The organism is Microbispora bryophytorum, from assembly GCF_006874465.1.
Classification (GTDB): Bacteria; Actinomycetota; Actinomycetes; order Streptosporangiales; family Streptosporangiaceae; genus Microbispora; species Microbispora bryophytorum.
On sequence record NZ_VIRL01000008.1, the window covers coordinates 175,910 to 197,842 of the forward strand.

A 21,933-nucleotide genomic window follows, 5' to 3' on the forward strand; every position below is an offset into this window, starting at 1 on the left:
CGTCCGGAGATCTTCTCATCCGTCCGCGCTCAGGCCCCGGGAGCGGCGGGCGACGTTCCTGCTCACCAGCAGCAGCCCGCCGACCGAGACCAGCATGCCGGCGGCGATGACCGGCACGACGGCACCGAATCCGGAGGCCCCGGCGACGAGGCCGAACAGCGGGGGGCCGAGGAGCGCGCCCACGCTGCCCATCTGGGCCACCATCCCGGTGCCCACGTCGGCGTGGTCGAGTCGCTCCAGTGCGAAGGGAAGGGTGGCGAAGGCGAAGGCGCCCAGAACCCCGTTCTCCAGGGAGACGATCCCCGCGCCGGTCACCGCGGCGGCCAGCGGACCGCCGGCGCCGTAGACGAGCCAGGCGGCCGGCACGACCACCAGCCCTGACACGGCGAGCACGGCGAGCGGCACAGCCCGCCGGAGCAGGACGCCCACCGACAACCCGCCGAGAACACCGGCGAACGAGATCACGGAGGTCAGGGCCCCCGCGGCGCCGGCGGAGCTCGCGTGCTCGTCGATCAGGAGCGTGGGCAGCAGCACGACCACCGGCATCGTCACCAGCACCATCAGGCAGAAACACACGGTGAGCAGCGCGGGCCACGCAAGCGCCCGCACACCGGGCACGGGCCCGGCGACCGCGCCGGAGGCGGACGTCCGCGGCAGCCGCACCCGGACGGCCACCGTCATCAGCAGCGTCAGCCCCGCGATCGTCAACACCCAGCCGCGCCAGCCGAGGGCCTCGCCAGCGGCGCCGCCCACGAGGGTGCTCACGCCGATGCCCACCGGGACGAACGTCGCCCACGCCGACAGGGCGACCCCCCGATCCCGTTCCTCGGCGAGATGGAGGATCAGCGCCGGACAGGCGATGGTGACCACGAGATAGCCGACGCCCTCGGCGACGCGGGCGGCCAGCAACCAGGCGAAGCTCCCCGCTGCCGCGCTCAGCGCGCTCGCCGCCACCAGCAGCGCCAGGCCCGCGACGAGCGACCTGCCCGCACCGGACCGGCGGACCAGATAGCCGGCGGGCAGCCCGGCGACCGCGCCCACCCCGACCACCGCCGAGATCACCCAGCCCAGTTGCGACAGCGACAGCCCGAGCTCGTCGGCCATGGACGGCCCGACCGCGGCGAACTTGCCGTAGCTCATCGCCGCCACGACACCGGCGAGGTAGATGACGATGATCGTCGGCCACGGCGAGCGCCGTGCGTGCGCCTCACTCCACTCGGATCCGCCTACGGTCGGCTGGGGGGTCAATGCGCCCTCCTTCGCGCGGTGGCGTCATGCCGGATTCGGCCCGCAGTCCACCCAATCAGCAGAATGCGTACGCCGCCCGGCAGATCACCGGAACCGATCACCACGGCACCGTCCGCAACCGTCGCCGGCCGGCCGCGCGGCATGCGCGGGGCGCGATCAATGGGACCATGGCTGGGTCGGCGCCGGCAAAAGGAAGGCAAGGCAGGTGGAGCAGGTCGCCCGGATGTGCAACGACGCCCCGACCACGCGGGGAGGCCGGCGAACAACCGGACGGACCGCCCCGTCCTCGGCGGCCGCGCGCACCGTCCCGCCGTGTAACCGGCCACGGATGCCCGCCGTGCCACATGACCGTCAACGGATCACCGCCGTGCCGCGTGGCCGTTCACGGCTGCTCGCCGTGCCGCGTGGCCGTTTACGGTTGTTTGCCGTGCCGCGTGGCCGTCTGCGGATGCTCGCCCTGCCGCTGCTGGCCCTGCTCTCGGTGATGCTGGTCGCGACGCCCGCGCGGGCCCACGACGTGCTCGTCGCCAGCGACCCCAAGGACGGCGCGGTCCTCGGCGCCATGCCCGCCTCCGTGACGCTCACCTTCGACCAGGCCGTACGCCGCGACTTCGCGCGGCTCGCCGTCACCGGGCCGGACGGCGCCCACTACGAGCAGGGCGAGATCACGGTGGACGGCGGGAAGGTCTCCGTCGGCGTACGGACGGGCACCCCCGCCGGTGCGTACGCGATCGGCTACCGGATCGTGTCGAACGACGGCCACCCGGTCACCGGCGCGGTGAGATTCACCGTGACCGGCGGGGGCGCGGCGGCCGGGGCGGTCGCCGCCCCGACGGCCACCCCCGCGTCCGGCGCGGCGAACCCCGGCGCTTCGACGACCGGCGTGGGGACGGCCGGTCAGGGCGGCGGAAGCTGGGTCTGGGGGCTGCTGGCCATCACCGCCGCTCTGCTGGCGCTGTGCGCCCGCGTGCTCGTGCGACACGACCGGCGCCTGCGCGAGGGGACGCCACCGGCTCCCCCGGAGGCGGACTCCCCCGCCGAAGGCACGGCGACCGGACGCTCCACCACCGCCGGGACCGGCGCAGGAACCTCCACCGCCTCGGGCGGCGCCGCGTGACCACGACCTCGGAACCACGCGTCTCGGCGGGCCGTTCCGGCTCGGGGTCCGAGCACGCCCGCGCCCGGATCCCGGTGGCGGGGCTGACCGCCGCCGCCCTGCTCGCGGTCGTGATCGCGACCTGGCTCACGCTGCCCGCGACGGTGCCCGGGCTTCCCATGCCGGGCACGATCGTGGAGTACGGACTGCCGGTCGTCCGGCTCGTGCTCGACCTGGCCGCCACCGCGACCATCGGTCTCAGCCTGCTCCCCAAGCTCCTCGGCTTCGACGACCCGGACCGGACCGAGCCGATCGCCGCCAGAGCCCGGCACTGGGCCGTGATGTTCTCACTGGTCTGGTGCGCGGCGGCGCTGGTGTCGGCCGTCCTCAGCGCCGCCGAGGTCACCCCGGGCGCGTTTCCCGACGTCGCGGCGTACGTCGACGGTATCGGCGCGGGGCAGGGCATGATCGTGAGCGCGTCGTGCGCCCTGGCCAGCGCCGCCGTGGGGATGCTGGCGGTCCGGTTCGGCGAGAAGGTGCCGGCCGAGCTGCGGGTGCTCGTCGCCGGGTTCGGGCTGCTCCCGCTCCCGGTCACCGGCCACGCCTCGAACTGGTACTGGCACGACCTCAGCATGGTCTCGATGGAGCTGCACGTCATCGGGGCCTGCGCCTGGGTGGGCGGCCTGGTCGCGCTCGCCGTCCTGCTGCCGCGTCATCGCGACCTGCTCGCGCGCACGCTGCCCCGGTTCTCCCGGCTGGCGACGTACGCGCTGGTCGTCGTGGGGCTGTCCGGAATCTTCAACGGCCTGGTGGAGCTGCTGCTCGCGCCCGGCGAGAGCTTTCCCGCGTCGCTGTTCACGACCGGGTACGGCCGGCTCGTGGTCGCCAAGGCGGTGTTCACCGGAGTGATCGCGCTGCTGGGGGGCAACATCCGCTGGCGGCTGCTGCCGGCGGTCACGCGTCAGGCCCCGGCCGCGTTCGCCGCCTGGGCGGCCCTGGAACTCACCGTGATGGGCCTCGCGTACGGCGTCGCGGTCGCACTGACCAAGACCCCGGTCGCCTGACCCACGGCCCAGCCCGGCCCGGTGCGCCTCCGAGACGCCGAGAGCCGCCCCCGGCAGGGGGGCGGCTCAGGAAAGGCGTGTGCGCGCGGGTGTGGGCCGTCAGGGCCTCGGCTTGGACACGGCGGCGGGCGCGGGGGTCACCTCAGACCCCGTCTCGGACCCCGTCTCGGACCCCGCCCCAGACGCCGCCTCGGACACGGCGGCGGGCGCGGACGCCGCCCCAGACGCCGCCTCAGACTCAGCATCCGAGCCGGCGTCGCGCGACGTGCCGTGCTCGGCCGTGCCCTCCGTCTCCGCGGTCCGTGTCTCCATGGCGATCCTGTCCTCCGCCGCGGCGGCCGTCAGCCCCTTGCGGCCGGTGAACCACTCCACCGCGTACCACACGACGACCAGCGCGGCGAGCGCCACCGGCCAGGCCTGCGGCGCGTACGGCGGGGCTTCGAGCACCCGGTCCTGCGCCAGCAGCCCTCCGTACACCCCTGCGGTGGCGAGCACCGCGCCCATGAGCGGCCGCAGTTGCTTGATCGGCACCAGGAATGCCAGGTCGACGGCGAGTCCGGCGAGCAGGAGGAAGAACGGGACGGCCGAGGGCGGGAAGCCGCCGCCGACGAGCAGCGGCCAGATCAGGCACCGGTAGGCCACATACGCCCCGGCGATAGCGGTGGCGGTGTAGCGGCGGCCGACCATGACGCGGGCAAAGACCAGGACCGCGACGCCCACGACCCCCGCATACAGGGCGTAGACGACGTCGGGGATCGGCAGCGAGAACTTGAGCACCATGGCGCGGTCGACGGCCTGGCCCATCTGGTTGGCCGCGAACTCGAGCAGCGTCGGCTCGGCGTACGGCTGCCCGCGATCCCAGGAGGCCAGCTCCAGCACGCCGTACTCCTGCTGCAGCTCGGGGAAGTGCACGTTCTCCAGGAAGAACGCGAACAGGCCGCCCAGCACCAGCGCGCGCCGGCCGCGGGTGATCTCGGCGTACCGGCCCGAGCCGAGGTACCAGCCGCGGATGGCCCCGGCGAGCATCAGCGCGGTGCCGATGTACAGCAGCGCGTGAGAGGGGCTCCACGCGGTGATGTCGATCCCGTTGACCCGGTGGTTGATCAGGTCGAGCGGGATCGCGATGAGGAAGACCCCGGTGCCCCACACGATCAAGCGGGAGGACGTGCGGTCCACGCCGTAGCCGGTGTACCAGTGCACGATGGTCAGCGCCACGGCGATCACCGTGCCGACCGTGTTGAGCAGGTGCGGCGGGGCCAGGTCGTCGCGCAGCCACTTGAAGTGCCACGAGACGTCCCAGCTCGACCCGAGCACCTTGAGGACGAACGCCGCGAGCCAGCCCAGGTAGAGCACCCGGAAAAGGTCCTGCGGCGTCTGCCTGCCCGCCTCCCCCCGCGTCCAGTACGGAAGAGCCCACTCGATCAGGCGAGCGGGGATCTGCTTGAGCGGCGTTCCATTCACGCGCGAAATGATGCCGTTCCCTATGGTGGGGCGCAATCGGGGTTTACCCCGATGCATCATCACGATTCGTGCGTGGACCAGGTCGGCGCCCGCCGACGCGACGGTTATCCACAGGCGCGGCGGCTCCTCAGCGGTCTCTCAGCAGGTACAAGTAGCATCGCGACATGGCGTTTCCGGGTGGGCGGCGTGCCCTCGCGATCGTAGTCACGCTGGTCATCCTGATGGCCGGAGGCGTGGCGTGGGCTCTGTGGCCCTCCGGCCCCGTGGTGAAGGGACGTGACCTGGTCATCCCCGTCGTGGACGGACCGGCCGGCGACCAGCACGTCGATCTCGACGCCACCTTCTATCCCCCGGCCTCCGGCGGCCGGGCTCCGGCCGTGCTGCTCGCCCACGGATTCGGCGGCAGCAAGGAGAGCATGCGCGATCAGGCGACACGGCTCGCCGAGCAGGGCTACGCCGTGCTGACCTGGTCGGCCCGCGGGTTCGGCCGCTCGACCGGGCAGATTGCGCTCAACTCCCCCGACTACGAGGTCAAGGACGTGCGGGAGCTGATCGACTGGCTGGCCGAGCGCCCCGAAGTGCGGCTCGACGCGCCGGGCGACCCGCGCGTCGGGATCGCCGGCGGCTCGTACGGCGGGGCAATCGCGCTGATGGCCGCGGCGTACGACAGCCGGGTCGACGCGATCGTCCCCCAGATCACCTGGTACGACCTCGCCGACGCGCTCTTCCCCGACGCCTCGGGCAAGGGCCCGCTCAACGGTGTCTTCAAGAAGATGTGGGCCGGCATCTTCTTCAGCGCCGCCGCCGATCGCCTGGCCCCGGACGGCGGCCTCGGCGCGGGCGGCCTGGCCGGCCTCACCGGCGCGGCCGCGGGCTCTGGAGGCGACGCCTCCAAGGGCGGGCAGACCGGGCGGATCCCCGGAACGGAGCAGGTCCAGTGCGGACGGTTCCTGCCGCAGATCTGCGAGATGTACCAGAAGGTGGCCGAAACCGGCCGGGCCACCAAGGACGCGGTCGACCTCCTGCGGCGGTCGAGCCCGATCTCGGTGCCCGGCCGAATCAAGGTGCCCACGCTGCTGATCCAGGGCCAGCGCGACTCGCTGTTCCCGCTCTCACACGCCGACGCCAACGCCCGGGCCATCGCCGCCACCGGCGCTCCGGTCGATGTCGCCTGGTTCAACGGCGGCCACGACGGCGGCGACGGCGAGGCGGACTGGCTGTCGGACCGTACGACCGGCTGGTTCGACCGCTACCTTAAGGGGTCCTCCGCCGGCGCGGACGACCCGGCCGCGTTCACCGTGACCAGGGACGGCGGCCGGGACCCGGGCACGCGCCGGCCCGTGCTCCTGCACGCCACCGCCGACCGCTACCCCGGGCTGCCGGGCGGGGAGCGCACCACGGTCGCGCTCGACGGCCCCCAGCAGCCGGTCGCCAACCCGGCGGGCGGGTCGCCGTCGTCGATCTCGGCGGTTCCCGGCCTCGGCGGACTGCTCGGCGGAAACGGCGGCGGCGCGTCGATCGCGCTGGACATGCCCGGCCAGGCGGCCGCCTTCGAGTCCGCCCCGCTGTCCAGGCCCGCGCAGGTCACCGGCAGCCCGACCGTCACGATCAGGGTGTTCGGCACGGGTGAGGCCACGCTGTTCGCCAAGCTCTACGACGTCTCCGGAGGGTCGCTTCCGGTGCTCCCGTCGAGCCTCGTCTCTCCGCTGCGGGTCACCGCGAGCGAGGCGGGCACGCCGGTCACCGTGACGCTTCCGGCCATCGACAGGCGCTTCGACGCCGGGCACAGGATGCGGGTGGTCGTGTCGACCACCGATCTCGGCTACGCGACGCCCGCCGCCCCCGCCGTCTACCGGGTCGCGCTGGAGTCCCCCACGCTGGAGCTGCCTGGGGACGCGGCGCTGCGGACGCCCGCCACCGGCCCGGCATGGTGGACGTGGGCCATGCCGCTCGCCGCGATCGTGGTCGCGATCGTGCTCCTGCTGACCGGCAGGGCCAGGCGCGGCAGGGACGCGGGTGACCCGGCGGTGGACCCCGAGTCGGCCGATGTGCCCTTGGTCATCAGCGGGCTGGGCAAGCGCTACCGCAACGGCGAGAAGGCGGTCGACGGTCTGTCGTTCCGGGTCGAGAAGGGCCAGGTGCTCGGCCTGCTCGGGCCGAACGGAGCGGGCAAGACCACCACCATGCGCATGCTGATGGGTCTCATCCACCCCGACGAGGGCGAGATCCGGATCTTCGGCAGCCGTGTGCGGCCGGGGGCTCCGGTGTTGTCGCGGCTCGGGTCCTTCGTCGAGGGGCCCGGGTTCCTGCCGCACCTGTCCGGCCGGGCCAACCTGGAGCTGTACTGGCAGGCCACGGGACGACCGCCGCAGGACGCCCACATGGAGGAGGCGCTGGAGATCGCCGGGCTCGGCGCGGCCCTGGAGCGCGCGGTGCGCACCTACTCCCAGGGCATGCGCCAGCGCCTCGCCATCGCGCAGGCCATGCTCGGCCTCCCCGACCTGCTCGTGCTGGACGAGCCGACCAACGGCCTCGACCCGCCGCAGATCGCCGAGATGCGCCGGGTGCTCAAGGCGTACGCCGAGCGGGGGCGCACCGTCATCGTCTCCAGCCACATGCTCGCCGAGGTCGAGCAGGCCTGCACCCACGTGGTCGTCATGCACCGCGGGCGTCTGGTGTCGGCCGGGCCGGTCAGCGACCTGCTCGCCACCGCGCCGGCCGCCAACGGCGCCGGCCCCCGCCTGGAGGACGTGTTCCTCGACCTGATCGGAGACAGCCGTTGAGCCCGGCGAAGCGACCGGCCCCGGACCTGACCGGGCACATCCACGACGGCGAGCAGGCCACGCCGGTCGGCCAGGACGAGCCGGGCACGCCTGGTGAAGCCGCCAGGGGCCGGGCGCCCGGTTACGCTCCGGGACGCACGCTGCCGCTGCGGGTGGAGTTCGTGCGGCAGCTGCGGCGGCGCCGGACCATGGCGATGTTCGCCGTGCTGCTCGCCCTGCCGTGGGTGCTCGTGGTGGCGTTCCAGTTCGGGCCGGCCGGGCGGGGGCAGGGCAGCCTGCGGCTGTCGGATCTGGCCACGGCGGGCGGGCTCAACTTCGCCGCGTTCGCCCTGTCGGTGTCGGCCAACTTCCTGCTGGTCGTCGCCGTGGCGCTGTTCTGCGGTGACACGGTGGCCAGCGAGGCGAGCTGGTCGTCGCTGCGCTACCTGCTCGCCGCTCCGGTTCCCCGCGACCGGCTGCTGCGCCAGAAGCTGGTGGTGGCGCTGGCCTATTCGGCCGCCGCGGTGACGGTGCTTCCGCTGATGGCCCTGCTCGCCGGCACGCTGGCCTTCGGATGGAACGACATCACCGTGCCAGGGACCGGCGAGGTGATCCCCGCCGCCGACGTGCTGCCCAAATTCGCCGTCGTCATCGGCTATGCCCTCGTCAGCCAGCTCGTGGTCGCCGCGGTCGCCTTCCTGCTGTCGGTCGGCACCGACTCCCCGCTCGGCGCGGTCGGCGGCGGGGTCGGCCTGGTGATCGTCAGCAGCATCCTGCAGGCGGTCGAGGCGCTGGGCTCGCTTCGCGAGTTCCTCCCCACGTTCTGGAACTCCGCGTGGCTCGACGCGCTCGCGCCGGAGCCCGACTACAGCGGCATGGTGAAGGGCGTGGCGATCTCCGTGACCTACTCGGCGGTCCTCGTCGCCCTGGCCTTCCGCCGCTTCCGGCGCCGGGACATCGTGTCCTGATGCGCCGGTTCCCGCCGGGCGCCTTCCACGAGGAGCTGCTCACCCCGCTCGCCGGGCTGCTGGGCCCAGATGAAAGAGGCCGGGCTGAACCCCCGCTGAAACCGACCCGGCAGGGGGTCGTAGCCGCGCCGTCAGCGGTTCCCGACGGGGATGACCGCCGTCACGGTGGTGCCCCGGCCGGGCGGGCTGGCGACCTCGATCGTGCCGTCGAGCGCCTGGACCCGGTCGATGAGACCGATGAGACCGGACCCCTTGCCCGGATTCGCGCCCCCCACCCCGTCGTCGCGGATCGCGACTGTCGCCGCGTCGCCCGCCGCGTCGACCTTGACGCGCACCGTCGAGGCCCGCGCGTGCTTGGCCACGTTCGTCAGCGACTCGGACACGATGTAGTAGACCGCCACCTCGACCCGCTCCGGCAGGCGCCCGTCGACCCGTACGTCCAGCTCGACGGGGACGGCCGAGCGGCGCGCGAGCATCTTCAGAGCGGGCCCGAGCCCGCCCTTGGACAGGATCGCCGGGTGGATGCCGCGCGACAGCTCGCGCAGGTCCTCCAGCACCAGCATCAGGCCCTCGGCCGTGTGGGACAGCTGTTCCTTGAGCTCCGGCAGTCCGGGCGGCACGGCGGTCTCCGCCGTCCGCAGCTCCAACCCCAGGGAGACAAGGCGCTGCTGGGCCCCGTCGTGCAGGTCGCGCTCGATCCGGTGACGGGTCTCGTCCGAGGTGGCGACCACGCGGGCGCGTGAGGCGGCGAGCTCGTCACGGGCCTGGGCGTTGGATATCGCCGTTACGACGAGTTCGGTGAAGACCCGCATGCGTTCCTCCACACCCTCCGGCTGCCGCTCCAGCCCCCTGAAGAAGGCGATCATCACGCCCCACAGGCGCCCCCCGACGGCGATAGGGCTGCCGACCGCGATGCCGTTCTCCTCATCCCTGGCCCACCTGCCCAGCTCCCCTGCCGTGCTCTCGTCCGCCGCGATCCTTCCCGGCTGTCCCGTCCGCAGGACGAGGGCGGACAGGCCTTCCTCTCTGAGGCGCCGGCGTGAGCCAACCGGCGACGGTGATCCGCCGCTCGACGCGCTCCAGGAGCTCATCAGGACGACCGTCCGGTCTGGCTCGTAGCGTTCGATCGCCGTGTGGTCCGCCTTCACGATCAGACCCATCTCACGAGCGACCACGCCGAAGATCTCCGTCGGCGAGACCCCGCGGGCGACCGACGTGGCAACCCGCCGCAGGGCGGCCTGCTCATCGGCGATCCTGGCGAGCTCGTCCCGGCTCGCCGCCAGGGCGGTGCTGATGGCCTCGCGGTCGCGCGCCGCCATCAGCACCGCTTCCAGCGAGGGCACCACGCGCTCCCGCAGGCGGCGCGTCATGCCCGCCGGCAGGCCGGCGGGCATGACGAGCGTGCCGATCCGGGCGCCGTCGTCGGTCAGCGGCAGCGTGCAGTGCCGCGGGTCGTCGCCGACCGGCCCGAGGGCGATGTCCAAATACGGCAGGCCGAGTCCCTGCGCCAGTCGCCGGGCCACGACCGGCAGCGCCGCGCGCAGGTGTTCGGCACGCAGGAGGAGGCGGGCCGTCCTGGCGCTGAGGTCGGCCTCGCGGCGGCGTTCCTCCGCCTCGACGACCAACGTTCGCATCAGCGCGGCGGCGGCGCTGACCAGCAGCGCGACGACCAGGAAGATCACCAGCGGCACCCATGTCCACGTGCTGAAGATGCTGACCACGTGGACGGGCGGGACCTGGAAGAAGTCGTAGAGCAGGGCGCTGGCCAGGGCGGTGATCACGCCGAGTCTCATGCCCCAGAGGAACGCGACCACGAGAACGCCGACCAGATAGACTGCGTGCAGGGCGTTGCGGGGCGCCACCTGCGCCAGTGCAAAGGCTATGAACGTCTCGGCTGCTACGCATGCGGCGCCTGTCAGGATGCCCCACAGGAGGGGCGGGCGGCCCGCGCGTAGCAGCAACGACAGCAACCGCGCGCGCACAAGGCCACACTACTCTCACAGGACCGGTAGAGGTACGGGGGAAAGCCCAGGTCAACGCCGTCGCCCGCCGCGCCGGACCAGCATGCGACGAAGGCGGCAAGAGCGGTGAACGAGACTCCGACCCGAGTGGTGCTGGCGGACGACGACATCCTGCTGCGTGAGGGGCTGGCCAGCCTGCTGGAGCGCTCGGGGTTCGAGGTCGCCGGCCAGGCGGGGAACGCGGCCGAACTGCTCGCCCTCGTGCGGGAACACCGTCCCGACCTGGCTGTCGTCGACATCCGGATGCCTCCCGGGCACGCGACGGAGGGCGTCGAGGCGGCCAAGGTCATCCGCACGGAGCTCCCCGAGGTGGGCATCCTGCTGCTGTCGGCGCACGTCGAGGTCGATCAGGCGATGGAGCTGCTCGCCACCGGGCACCGGGTCGGCTACCTGCTCAAGAGCCGGGTGACCGCGGTGTCCGACTTCGTGGAGACGCTCGAACGCATCGTCCACGGCGGATCGGTCGTGGACCCCAGCCTTGTGGCCGAGCTGTTCAGCACCCGCCGACGGCAGGATCCGCTGGAGCTGCTCACCCAGCGTGAGCGCGAGGTGCTCTCCCTCATGGCGGAGGGCCGCTCGAACGCCGGAATCGCGCACAAGCTCTGGATCACGGAGGGCACGGTCGAAAAGCACGTGCGCAGCATCATGTCGAGGCTGCGGCTGCCGGAGACGGAGGACGACCATCGCCGCGTGCTCGCGGTGCTCGCGTTCCTCGACGCCCGCTGAAGGACGCCCGCTGAAGGACCCGCTGAGGGACGCCCGCAGAAGTACACCCGCTGAGGGACGCCTGTTGAGACCGTTCCGATGTTGCCCGCGCGACCGGTTCAGGCGTCCGCGCCCCGCAGGATCTCGTCGATGGCCTGTTTCGACAGGCGCGGTTTCGGCAGGAAGGCGACGGCCGGGCTGGTCGCGATCAGCTCGGCGAAGTCCTGCTCGTCGTGCGTCGAGATCAGGATGATCGGCGGCGGTTCCCCACCGCCCTCGTCGTACAGTCGCCGGGCCAGGTCGAACCCGCTCTCCCCGCCCAGGTCGATGTCGACCAGCACGACGTCCGGCCGGAGCTCGCCGACCCGGCCGAGCGCTTCGGCGATCGTGGACGCGACGCCCACGACAGCGACGCCCTCCGCCTCCAGGAACAGGCGGGCGGCCTTTTTGAAGTGGTCGCTGTCGTCCGCGATCAGACACCGCAGGGGCACGTCTTCAGAGTGACATCGGAGCGCACCCGCGTCATTGCAGCTAGCTGCTACACAGAGGTGCCGCGGGCACGCCCATCGGATGGGGGCTGCCAGCGCAGACGGGGGCCTCCCGGAAGGGCCATCGTGGGAGGTGCCAGCGAGCGACCGCGCGACGGGGAGATCACCCGAGGCCGGGAAGGAGGCGGCGATGCTGACCGACCGCCACGAGCCGTGGACCGGCCAGGTGTGGAACGGCCAGGCACGGAGTGGCGAGGCAGGGACCGGCCAGGCACGGACCGGCCAGGCACGGGAGGCAGGCACCGGCCAGGCAGGGACAGGCGAGGCCACCGGCCGACGCTCGGCCGCCCCGATGCGGGCCGGGCGCGCCGCGGGCCCGGCCCGGGCCGTCGGCTCGTCCCGGATCGTCGTGGCCGACGACGGAGTGGAGCTGTACGTCACGGTGGACGGTCCCGCCGACGCTGAGACGACCCTGGTGTTCTGCCACGGGCTGTCCTCGTGCCTGGAGTGCTGGGAGAACCAGCGGACGTTCTTCGCCGGCCGGGCCCGTGTGGTGACGTACGACCAGCGTGGTCACAACCGGTCGGGCCGGGGCTGCGCGGGATCGGCCACCGTCGCGCAGCTCGGCCGCGATCTCTGCCGGATCCTCGTCGAGGTCGTCCCGGCGGGACCGGTGATCCTGGTGGGACATTCCATGGGCGGCATGGCGATCATGGCGTTGGCGCAGGCCCACCCGGAGCTGTTCGGCCGGCGCATCGCGGGTGTCGCGCTGCTGGCGACCTCGGCGGGCGGGCTGGGCGGCGTGACGCTGGGCCTTCCCGCGTGCGGCGCGAGGCTGCTGCGGCCGCTGGTGCCCGCGCTGCTCAGGCTGCTCGGCGACGACCCGGCCCGCTCCGGGCGACCTGCCGTGGACGAGCTCGTGCAGCTGCTGGTGCGGCGCTACTCCTACGCCTCGCAGGTGCCGTCGAGCGTGCGGGAGGCCGCGGTCCGGGTCATCTGCTCCGCCCCGGCGCAGGTGTTCCGGGACTACTACCCGGCCCTGATGACGTACGACGGGTTCGCCGCGCTCGCGGCGCTGCGGGAGATCCCCATCCTGGTCATGGTCGGCCGCGACGATCTCGTCACGCCGGTCGGGCACAGCGAGGCGATCGCGGGCGCCCTGTCCTCGGCCCGCCTCGTGGTGCTGCCGAAGACCGGCCACAACCTCATGCTCGAACGGCCTCTCGTCGTCAACACCGCACTCGGCCGTCTGTTGCGCGTGGTCACCCGGCCCGAACCGGCTCTTCGCGAACTGCCCACCGCCTGTTGAAGGATCGAGGTGACACGCATGTGCCCGCACACCCCGCCCTGTCCGTCCGCGTACGCCGCCGACCACGACGCCGCCCGTCTCGTGGCCTTCCACCCCGAGCAGGGATGGGGGCTGCTCTGCAACGGTGTCGTGGTGTTCGAGGACACCGGCGAGCTGCTTCCCGACGGCCGGAGCCTTCTCCCGCACCGGGCCTGCTGTGCGCGGGCCGCGTGACTCGACGGACATGGCCGCGCTCATCCCCCTGAGGCGGCGGCCGGACGGCGCCATGCCGGGAGAACGGCACTCGGCGTCCCCGGACGACGCCGCCGACACAGCCGACACAGCCGAAGACGGTGTGCCGGACGTGCGCCGCGCCTCCTGGGTCCTCCCCATCGCCCCGTCCTCCACGAGCCGGGCGCGCCGCCTCGTCCGCGCCACCCTGCGGGACTGGGCGGGCAGTGTGGACGGCGAGACGCCCGAGGTGGCCGAACTGCTCGTCAGCGAGCTGATCGCCAACGTCCTGCGGCACGGGCGGGGGGAACCGGTCCTCACGCTCCTGCTGCAGGACGGTGTCCTGCGGTGCGAGGTCGAGGACGAGGCCCGCGTTCCAGTGCGGATCCGCGACACGTCACCGGACGAGGAGGAGAGCGGCCGGGGGCTGCTGATCGTCGAATCCCTGTCCCGCTCCTGGGGCGTATGCCCGACGAGCAGGGGGAAGGCCGTCTGGTTCGAGCTGGCGGTGCGGTGCTAGTCCGTGCTGGTCCGGTGCCGGTTCTAGCCCCAGTGCGGCGGGCGTTCCTCCAGCAGGTGGGAGTCGTCGGAGCCGGAGCGCCACTCGCCCCATCCGAGGTCGGTGTCGTCGCTTGTCTGGTCAGGCAGCACCGGCAGCCCCTCGTCGAAGAGGTCCACCGGACGCATGTCATCCGGATGCTGCACACTCACGCGCGCAATGCTACCGGCTACGCGCCCGGAGCCGCGAACACCCGGAAGCCACGAACACCGGGAAGCCACGAACGCCGGGAGGCCGCGAACGCCGGGAGGCCGCGAGCACGCTGCCGGGGAGCCGTGGAGTTCCGGAAAGCCGCGGAGCCGGGGCCACGGCCGTGCGACGGGTTGGGACTCCTTGCCCCGAGGGGAGATCACCCCGTCCCAACGCCGGGCAAACGTCACGCCCGTACCACCGGACAGCCAACCGCACGCAAAGGTACGATGCGGGAGCAGGGAGCACGCCGGACGAACCCCCCGTGAGGCGGCATGGCAACGCCAGCAGGATGGCGGCAAGAGGGCAACCTGCCCGTGGAGCTGACCAGCTTCGTCGGGCGGACGCGCCTGCTCGCGTCGCTGCGACAGAGACTGCAGGAGCACCGGCTGATCACCGTGACGGGCATCGGCGGGGTCGGCAAGTCGCGCACCGCGCTGCGTCTCGCGCACCAGGTGCGACAGCGGTACAGGCACGGCGTCTGGTACGTCGAGCTGGCCCGGCTGCAGGACCCCGGAATGCTCTATCACACGATCACGGCCGCGCTGGGCATCGCCGACCAGTCTCCGCGCGAAGGGGCGGACACCCTCGCCGAATGGCTGGCCGAACGGGAGCTCCTGCTCATCCTGGACACCTGCGAGCACCTGGTCGACGCGTGCGCCCATCTCACCCAGAAACTGCTCGACACGGCGCCGCACCTGCGCATCCTCGCGACGAGCCGGCGGTCGCTCAACGCGCCGGGCGAGTACACGGCCTCCGTGCCGCCGCTGACCCTGCCCGGCGACAACCCCTCGGACAACCCGTTCACCAACGAGGCCGTCGAGCTGTTCGGCGCTCGGGCCTCCGCCGTCGTGCCCGACTTCGCGGTGGACGAGGACAACATCACGGCCGTCACCGAGCTGTGCCGCCGCCTCGACGGGATCCCGCTGGCCATCGAACTGGCCGCCGTGCGCCTGCGCACGCTGTCGGTCGAGCAGATCCTCGCGCTGCTCGCCGACCGGTTCAGCCTGCTCGCCGGAGCCAGCCGTACGGCGCTGCCGCGCCACCAGACGCTGCGGGCGGCGATCGGCTGGAGCCACGAGCTGTGCGAACCGGCCGAGCGGCTGCTCTGGGCGCGGCTGTCGGTGTTCGCCGGCGACTTCGAGCTGGAGGCGGCCCGGCACGTCTGCGCCGGCGACGCCCTGCCCTCCGACCGGATCCTCGACGTGATCGGCGGCCTGGTCGACAAGTCGGTCCTGCTGAGCTTCCCCACCCCGGCCGGTCAGCGCTACCGGCTGATCGACACGCTGCGGCAGTACGGCGGCGAGTGGCTGGACAAGCTCGGCGAGACGCAGGACCTGCGTCGCCGCCACCGCGACTACTACCTTCAGCTCGCCGAGCGCAGCGAACACTCGTGGTCGGGACCGCGCCAGGTCCACTGGTACACGCGGATGCGCCAGGAGCACGACAACATCCGCGTCGCCCTCGACTTCTGCCTGTCCACCCCCGGCGAGGAGCAGGTCGGACTCGAGCTGCTGTCGGCGCTGTGGTTTCTGTGGGTCGCCTGCGGTTTCGCCCGTGAGGGCGTGATCTATCTGGAGCGAGCGCTCAAGGCCATCTCCGCGCCCAGCAGGGAACGCTGCAAGGCCCTGTGGGTGCTGGCCTACATCCGCAGCGCCCAGGGCGACATGGCGGGCGCGCTCGCCGCGGCCGAGCAGTGCAGCACCGACGCGGTGCGCGTGGGCGACTCGGGCGCGGTGCTGCTCTCGACCAAGATGCAGGGCACCGCGGCCATGCTGCAGGGCGACGCGAAGAAGGCGACCGCGCTGCTCGGCGTCGCGATCGAGTTCCACCGCGGCGGCCGGGAGCTGAACCCGGGCCTGCTGCCGGCGATCGTCGAGCTGTCCATGGTGCTGCTCGCGCAGGGCGAGTTCGAGGAGGCGGAGACGCTGCTGGTCGACTGTCTTCAGGTCTGCCAGGAGCGCGGCGAGCTGTGGCTGCGGTCCTACGCCTGGTACGTCTCCTCCCTCGTCCACCGGGCGACCGGCAGGCGTGACGAGGCGCTGGTGGCGTGCAAGGAGGCGCTGCGCATCAAGCAGCACTTCCACGACGTGCTCGGGATCGTCCTGTGCGTGGACAACCTCGCGACCCTGAACCTCCAGGCCGGTGAGCCGGAACGGACGGCGACCCTCCTCGGGGCCGCCCAGTCCAACTGGCGGACCTTCGGGCTGCCCCAGTTCGGGTCGCCGTTCTTCACGACCGAGCACGAGCAGTGCGTCAAGGAGTGCAAGAAGCTGATCGGCGATGCCGTCTACGACGAGGCGTACACCGCCGGGACCCGGTTCAGCCTGGGCGACCTCGTCGAGTACGCGCTGGACGACCTCGACGACTTCCACCTGGACTGACCGGGTTGCCTTCTGGACCGGACCTCGGGCCGGACGGGCTCGACTGCCGGACGGGCTCGACCCGGGCCGGGCGGGCCACCGATGTCACCGGCGGTCACTGCCAGGCGCCGACATACCGGGAGCTGGTCAGCGAGTAGTCCACGCTGCCGCTGATCCAGTACTGCAGGCCGTGCACGTACGCGTCGACGGCGGGCGAGCCGAGCGCCTCCGTGGCCGGGGCGAGCGCCGCCATCGCGGCGACCGCCTCGTCACGCATCGCTCCGATCCGGTCCATCGCCTCCTGGATCGTGCAGCCGGTGTGCCCGACGAGCACGCTGACGAGGTTGTTGCGGATGTTCGCCTCACCTCGCTCCTTCGCGTACGAGATGAGGTCGTTGTCCCAGACGACCACGTCGTTGGCGTGCTCGGTCATCTCGTGCACCACCGGATGGCGCCACTCGTCCATCGTGAGGCAGACCTCCGCCGCCACGTCGATCAGTGCGAACACGGTGAGCATCGCGCCGGTCCTGCGGCGCATGAAGATGTAGTCGTCGATCGTGGGAACGACATCGTCCTCGCGGTTGGCGGCCTCCCAGACCTGGGCGGACAGATAGTCCTTGGTGGTCACGCGCCACCGGTCGAGCTGGTCGGCGGTGCCGTGTTTCCTGATCCGCGTCTTGACGTCGAGGAGCGCACGGGCGAAGACGTTCTCGACCGGTTCGTCTCCTTCGTTGTCCTCGACCACGCTGTAGAGCTGGGGCAGCGCGCGGGCGATCTCGGCCGCCCGCCGGTCCGACTCGCAGTAGGCGTCGTCGAACGCGAACAGCCACACGCACCAGTCCGTGACGAGCTGGCACAGCTCCCGGGAAGCGTACGGGTAGGTCCGGGCACCGAGCCATCCATAGCGGGCGAGCCGAAAACGCTCGAGCTGGTCGCCGTCGGCGATCATGCCGGAGGCGGTGAGCCAGGCCAGGGTGTCCCGGTTCACCTCGTCGACGTGCGGGTTCACCGCACTCGGGAAGGGGCAGGTGAGCGAGGGAAGGCGGAGGGGGCGCCCACTGAGGGAATCCGCTTTCGCAGTAGCCATCAGACAAGCATGGTCCTACCAGATGATTGACGCTAGCCATATCATATTTCGGCTATATCGGCCCGAAATTCGGCTCAACCGGATGGACCCTCGATGAGGTCGACGATCTCCCCGTCCCCGAACATGCGCGCGGCGTCGACCGCCGACGGTGTCCCGGCGTAGCGATCCGCTCCCAGCTCCAGCAGCGCCCGTACGACCGCGGGCTCCTTCTTGAACACCGCACCGGCGAGCGGGGTCTGCCCGCGGTCGTTGGCGAGGTCGGGGTCCGCGCCCCGCTCGCCCAGGGCGCGCACCGTCGCGGCGTGCCCGTGGTAGGCCGCCAGCATCAGCAGGGTGTCGCCCTTCTGGTTGCGCAGGTTGACGGGCACACCCGCGTCGACGTAGGCGCACAGCGCCTCGGTCCGCCCCGATCTCGCGAGATCGAAGAGCCTGGTGGCGAACTCCTCCAGCTCAGGGCCCGGTTCCATGTTCCCCATAGTCCAACGGTAAGGTCGCCGCTACCCCTCCGGAATCGGTCACGCAACAGGCACGGAATCGACCGGGGGTCCCGTAGGTTCAGTAGGTAAAGGCTTCGTGAGAAAGGCTGGGACACGTGTCCGACCCCACGGATCTCTATCGGCTCGACGGGGACCTTCCCGAGCTGACCGATCCGGTGCTGCTCTACCACTTCGAGGGGTTCGTCGACGCCGGTGCCGCCGGGCGGCTGGCCCTGGGGCATCTCCTCGCCGAACTGGAGCACCGGGTCATCGCGACCTTCGACGTGGACCGGCTGCTCGACTACCGGTCCCGCCGCCCGGCGATGACCTTCGACACCGATCACTGGAGTGACTACGACACTCCTGAGCTGGCCGTCTACCTGACCAAGGACGTCACGGGCACACCGTTCCTCATTCTGAACGGCCCGGAGCCGGACCGGGAGTGGGAGCTGTTCACCGAGGCCGTCGGCATGCTGGTGACCCGGCTCAAAATCGGCAGGCTGGTAACCGTCCACGGCATCCCGATGGGCGTCCCGCACACCCGGCCGCTCGGCCTGACGGCCCACGCCACCCGCTCCGACCTCGTCCACGGGCAGACCAGCCCCTTCGGCAAGGTCCGCGTGCCGGGCAGCCTCGCCGGGCTCATCGAGTTCCGGCTCGGGACGAAGGGTCACGACGCGCTCGGCCACGCCGTCCACGTGCCGCACTACCTCGCCCAGGCGGAGTATCCGCAGGCCGCGGTGACGGCGCTGGAGGCCGTCACGCGCGGCACCGGACTGGTCTTCCCCATGGACGCGCTCAGGGAGGCGGCCGACAAGACCAACACCGAGATCGAGGAGCAGATCGCGGCGTCCGAGGAGCTCGCCGGCGCCATCCGCGGCCTGGAGCAGCAGTACGACGCGTTCCAGTCGGGCGCCGAGCGGGAGAGCCTGCTGGCCGAGGACGCGCAGATGCCCACGGGTGAGGAGCTCGCCGCCCAGTTCGAGGCGTTTCTCGCCGAACGGGACGACCGCGACACCTGAGCCGCCGCGAAGCCGCCGCCCCCGACCCGCCCGAAGGACGCCTCGCCTGTCATGCCGCCCTCAGATCTCTCCGACATTCGCGTCGGATTGGCCGGTTTCGGTCCGGCCGGATCCTTCTTCCACGCGCCGCTGATCGCCGCCACGCCGGGACTGCGCCTCGCCGCCGTCGTCACCCGCGACCCCGCCAGGGCCGAGCGCGTCCGTGCCGAATACCCCGGCGCGGACGTCGTCCCGGCCGTGGACGACCTGTGGGACCGCTGCGATCTCGTGGTGATCGCGACACCGAACCGCACCCATGTGCCCCTGGCGACCGAGGCGCTCAAGGCCGGGCTTCCCGTGGTCGTCGACAAGCCGCTGGCCGGCGCCGCCGCGCAGGCCCGCGACCTCGCAGGGCTCGCGCGCGACCGCGGGCTGATGCTGACGGTCTTCCAGAACCGGCGCTGGGACGGCGACTTCCTGACGCTGCGCCGGCTGCTGCCCGAGCTGGGCGAGGTCCACCGGTTCGAGTCGCGGTTCGAGCGGTGGAGGCCGGTGCCCAAGGGCGGCTGGCGCGAGTCGGGCGGCCCGGAGGAGATCGGCGGCACCCTCTACGACCTCGGCAGCCACCTGGTGGACCAGGCCCTGCGGTTGTTCGGCCCGGTCTTCCAGGTCTACGCGGAGACCGACGTCAGGCGGGCCGGGGTGCGCAACGACGACGACGCGTTCGTCGCGCTGACCCACCGGAGCGGGACCCGCTCGCACCTGTGGATGAGCGCGGTGGCCGCGAACCTCGGTCCGAGGTTCAAAGTGCTCGGCTCTCGCGCGTCGTACGTCAAGTGGGGGCTGGACCCGCAGGAGGAGCGCCTGCGGGCGGGCGGGCGCCCGGACGCCGCCGACTTCGGCCTCGGCAGGAGTTCCGGCCCGAGTTCCGGCACGGGTTCCGACACGGGCACCGGCTGGGGCACGGAGCCCTCCGACCGGTGGGGCACGCTCGGGGCCGAGGGCCAGGGCCGTCCGGTCCCGACGGAGCCGGGAGCGTACCAGCGGTTCTACGAGGGCGTCGTGGCCTGCCTGCGGGACGGCGCGCCACCCCCGGTCGAGCCGGACGACGCCGCCGAAGCCATCGCCGTCCTGGAGGCCGCCGCCCTCTCGGCGGCCCGCGGCCAGGTGATCACCCTCTCCGATCGGGAGCAGTAGCGTCCGCTCACCGCGGGGCCCGCGCCGCGGCGGCGGGCGGGGCGGCGGCGTCCGGAGCGGAGGCGGGCGGGGCGGCGACGTCCGGGGCGGCGGCGAGTCTGCGGGCGACTTCGACAACTGTCTCGCGGCGGCGGGCCAAGGCGGCCTGGTCGGTCTCCTCGTCCAGCACGAGGCGGCACATCCGGGGCACCGCGAAGTTCCAGGAGATCAGTCCCATGATGGTGAACAGCAGATCCTGGGTGGCGCGGATCCGCGCGTCCCCGGGAAGGTCACCGACCGCGCCCGCGTCCACGAGTTGGCCGACCTTCTCGCGGAAACCGTCACGCCACTCCCGCTCGCTGTCGCCGGATTCGTCGCTCACCTCCAGCGCCTCCCACAGCAGCAGCCTGATCAGCTCCGGGTGTTCCCGGTACCAGTCGAACATCTGCCCGACCGACTCGGCCACCGCGTCGGGATCGATGGAGACGGAGACGCGGACCTCCTCCAGCTTCGCCCGCAGGACGGCGGCGAACAGCTTCTCCTTGCTCCCGTAATACAGATAGATGGCCTGTTTGTTGGCCCTGGCGGCCGTCGCGATGCGGTCCACCCTGGCCCCGGCCAGGCCGTGCTCCGCGAACTCGGCGGCGGCGGCGTCGAAGATCCGCCGTCTGGTGTCCTCCGCGTCGTAGGGCATGGATGAATTAAACCATCCAGTTGACTCCTCCCCGCCCAGGCGGCAGTATCGGATGAGTAATAAAACAACCAGATGGTTTATTGAGAGGCCCTGTCATGAGCACTGCCACACCCGTCCCCGTCCGGTCGCCGCTGCCGGGCACCCTGTCCGGCACGACCGCCCTCCTCATCGGCGGAAGCTCCGGCATCGGGCTGGCGGCGGGCGTCCTGCTGCGTTCGGTCGGCGCCCGCGTCGTGCTGGTCGGCCGCGACCCCGACCGGCTAAAGGCCGCCGTCTCCCGGGTGCGCGCAGTCTCCCCGCTGCACGATGTCTCCGGGCTGCGCGATGTCTCCGGGCTGCGCGATGTCCCCGAGCCGCGCGATATTTCCGAGCCGCGCGATATTTCCGAGCCGCGCGATATTTCCGAGCTGCACGATGACTCCGGGCTGCACGATGACTCCGGGCTGCGCGGTGCGGGCCCGGCCGAGGATCCCGACGACGCCGTGCTGGGCGTTACCGGAGACGGCGGAGACGAGCAGACCCTCGCCGAGGCCTTCGACCGGGCGGGTCACGTCGACCACGTGTACGTCACCGCCGGCGGCATCAGCGGCGCCGGCCCCCTGACCGGGCTATCGGCCGAGGACATCCGCACGACCCTCGGCTCTGGCTCTCTTCAGACGGCCTTCACCGTCGCCCGCGCGGCGGCGGCCCGGCTTCCCGCGGGAGGCTCGCTCACGTTCAGCTCGGGGATCCTCGTGGTCCGCCCCTACCCCGGAATGACCGTCCCGCTGTCGGCCGCCGGCGCCGTGGAGACCCTCACCAAGGCCCTCGCCGTGGAACTCGCCCCCGCGCGGGTGCGGGTGAACACCGTGCGCTACGGCCGGATCGACACCCCGCTCCTGCGCTCACTGCCGGGGCTGGACTCCGACGACGCGGTCGCCGCCGCCGGAACGTCCACGCCCCTCGGCCGCTTCGGCACCGCCGAGGAGGCCGCCGCCACGGCTGTCTTCCTCATGGCCAACAACTACGTCACCGGCCAGGTCATCACCGTCGACGGCGGCGAAACCCTCGCCTGAC

General features: G+C 72.2%; 20 protein-coding genes. 12 read left to right on the plus strand and 8 right to left on the minus strand.

From position 1 onward, the window contains the following. Window positions 1-15: 15 nt before the first annotated feature. Entirely contained in the window at window positions 16-1,248 is a 1,233-nt protein-coding gene (locus FLX07_RS17235) for an MFS transporter (protein ID WP_167748279.1), read from the minus strand. Between the two features lie 427 nt (window positions 1,249-1,675). On the opposite strand from FLX07_RS17235, the gene FLX07_RS36485 reads away from it, so the two are divergent. Both FLX07_RS36485 and FLX07_RS17245 read left to right on the plus strand, forming a co-directional pair. Further along, window positions 1,676-2,365 (plus strand): copper resistance CopC family protein, encoded by a 690-nt coding sequence (locus tag FLX07_RS36485; RefSeq protein WP_167748280.1) that lies wholly within the window; start codon window positions 1,676-1,678, stop codon window positions 2,363-2,365. After that, a complete protein-coding gene (locus tag FLX07_RS17245) occupies window positions 2,362-3,408 on the plus strand; it encodes a copper resistance D family protein (protein WP_229689809.1) in 1,047 nt (348 codons plus the stop codon). Before FLX07_RS36485 ends, FLX07_RS17245 begins: the two co-directional genes overlap by 4 nt. Window positions 3,409-3,507: 99 nt before the next feature. Here FLX07_RS17245 and FLX07_RS17250 read toward each other — a convergent pair whose 3' ends face one another. Beyond that, window positions 3,508-4,869: a hypothetical protein gene (locus FLX07_RS17250; protein ID WP_142571814.1), complete on the minus strand. Its 1,362-nt coding sequence runs from the start codon at window positions 4,867-4,869 to the stop codon at window positions 3,508-3,510. A 164-nt stretch (window positions 4,870-5,033) separates the two neighbouring features. On the opposite strand from FLX07_RS17250, the gene FLX07_RS17255 reads away from it, so the two are divergent. After that, a complete protein-coding gene (locus FLX07_RS17255; protein WP_142571815.1) occupies window positions 5,034-7,652 on the plus strand; it encodes a CocE/NonD family hydrolase in 2,619 nt (872 codons plus the stop codon). Next, window positions 7,649-8,599: an ABC transporter permease gene (locus tag FLX07_RS17260; protein ID WP_308424421.1), complete on the plus strand. Its 951-nt coding sequence runs from the start codon at window positions 7,649-7,651 to the stop codon at window positions 8,597-8,599. Before FLX07_RS17255 ends, FLX07_RS17260 begins: the two co-directional genes overlap by 4 nt. 131 nt (window positions 8,600-8,730) lie before the next feature. Here FLX07_RS17260 and FLX07_RS17265 read toward each other — a convergent pair whose 3' ends face one another. Continuing rightward, on the minus strand, window positions 8,731-10,581 hold the full coding sequence (locus tag FLX07_RS17265; protein ID WP_142571816.1) for a sensor histidine kinase: 1,851 nt from the start codon (window positions 10,579-10,581) through the stop codon (window positions 8,731-8,733). Between the two features lie 105 nt (window positions 10,582-10,686). Here FLX07_RS17265 and FLX07_RS17270 point away from each other — a divergent pair, with 105 nt between their 5' ends. Then, complete coding sequence (locus FLX07_RS17270; RefSeq protein ID WP_142571817.1) at window positions 10,687-11,346, plus strand: response regulator transcription factor; 660 nt, start codon at window positions 10,687-10,689, stop codon at window positions 11,344-11,346. Between the two features lie 98 nt (window positions 11,347-11,444). On the opposite strand, the gene FLX07_RS17275 is transcribed toward FLX07_RS17270, so the two are convergent. After that, window positions 11,445-11,816, minus strand: coding sequence for a response regulator (locus FLX07_RS17275; protein ID WP_208762251.1), 372 nt, complete (start codon window positions 11,814-11,816; stop codon window positions 11,445-11,447). A gap of 187 nt (window positions 11,817-12,003) precedes the next feature. Here FLX07_RS17275 and FLX07_RS17285 point away from each other — a divergent pair, with 187 nt between their 5' ends. From FLX07_RS17285 to FLX07_RS17295, 3 genes are read left to right on the plus strand one after another with little or no spacing between them, the layout of a single operon-like run. Beyond that, complete coding sequence (locus FLX07_RS17285; RefSeq protein WP_167748281.1) at window positions 12,004-13,122, plus strand: alpha/beta fold hydrolase; 1,119 nt, start codon at window positions 12,004-12,006, stop codon at window positions 13,120-13,122. Between the two features lie 18 nt (window positions 13,123-13,140). Beyond that, entirely contained in the window at window positions 13,141-13,335 is a 195-nt protein-coding gene (locus FLX07_RS17290) for a DUF5999 family protein (protein ID WP_142571819.1), read from the plus strand. A 10-nt stretch (window positions 13,336-13,345) separates the two neighbouring features. Beyond that, window positions 13,346-13,852, plus strand: coding sequence for an ATP-binding protein (locus FLX07_RS17295; protein WP_142571820.1), 507 nt, complete (start codon window positions 13,346-13,348; stop codon window positions 13,850-13,852). Between the two features lie 23 nt (window positions 13,853-13,875). Here FLX07_RS17295 and FLX07_RS36490 read toward each other — a convergent pair whose 3' ends face one another. Further along, window positions 13,876-14,043, minus strand: a complete 168-nt coding sequence (locus tag FLX07_RS36490; protein WP_167748270.1) for a hypothetical protein — start codon at window positions 14,041-14,043, stop codon at window positions 13,876-13,878. Window positions 14,044-14,355: 312 nt separating this feature from the next. Here FLX07_RS36490 and FLX07_RS17300 point away from each other — a divergent pair, with 312 nt between their 5' ends. Further along, entirely contained in the window at window positions 14,356-16,464 is a 2,109-nt protein-coding gene (locus FLX07_RS17300; RefSeq protein WP_142571821.1) for an ATP-binding protein, read from the plus strand. Window positions 16,465-16,558: 94 nt separating this feature from the next. Here FLX07_RS17300 and FLX07_RS17305 read toward each other — a convergent pair whose 3' ends face one another. Next, on the minus strand, window positions 16,559-17,530 hold the full coding sequence (locus FLX07_RS17305) for a 4-epi-cubebol synthase (RefSeq protein WP_142571822.1): 972 nt from the start codon (window positions 17,528-17,530) through the stop codon (window positions 16,559-16,561). A gap of 74 nt (window positions 17,531-17,604) precedes the next feature. Next, window positions 17,605-18,006, minus strand: a complete 402-nt coding sequence (locus FLX07_RS17310; protein ID WP_142571823.1) for an ankyrin repeat domain-containing protein — start codon at window positions 18,004-18,006, stop codon at window positions 17,605-17,607. 116 nt (window positions 18,007-18,122) lie between these two features. Between FLX07_RS17310 and FLX07_RS17315 the strand changes: the two genes are divergently transcribed. Beyond that, complete coding sequence (locus FLX07_RS17315; RefSeq protein WP_142571824.1) at window positions 18,123-19,028, plus strand: proteasome assembly chaperone family protein; 906 nt, start codon at window positions 18,123-18,125, stop codon at window positions 19,026-19,028. Window positions 19,029-19,079: 51 nt separating this feature from the next. Next, on the plus strand, window positions 19,080-20,204 hold the full coding sequence (locus FLX07_RS17320) for a Gfo/Idh/MocA family oxidoreductase (protein WP_142571825.1): 1,125 nt from the start codon (window positions 19,080-19,082) through the stop codon (window positions 20,202-20,204). Window positions 20,205-20,211: 7 nt separating this feature from the next. Here the strand turns inward: FLX07_RS17320 and FLX07_RS17325 are convergent, their stop codons facing one another. Continuing rightward, window positions 20,212-20,877 (minus strand): TetR/AcrR family transcriptional regulator, encoded by a 666-nt coding sequence (locus FLX07_RS17325; RefSeq protein WP_142571826.1) that lies wholly within the window; start codon window positions 20,875-20,877, stop codon window positions 20,212-20,214. Window positions 20,878-20,972: 95 nt separating this feature from the next. Here FLX07_RS17325 and FLX07_RS17330 point away from each other — a divergent pair, with 95 nt between their 5' ends. Further along, window positions 20,973-21,932 (plus strand): SDR family oxidoreductase, encoded by a 960-nt coding sequence (locus FLX07_RS17330; protein WP_142571827.1) that lies wholly within the window; start codon window positions 20,973-20,975, stop codon window positions 21,930-21,932. The last annotated feature ends 1 nt before the right edge of the window (window position 21,933 follow it).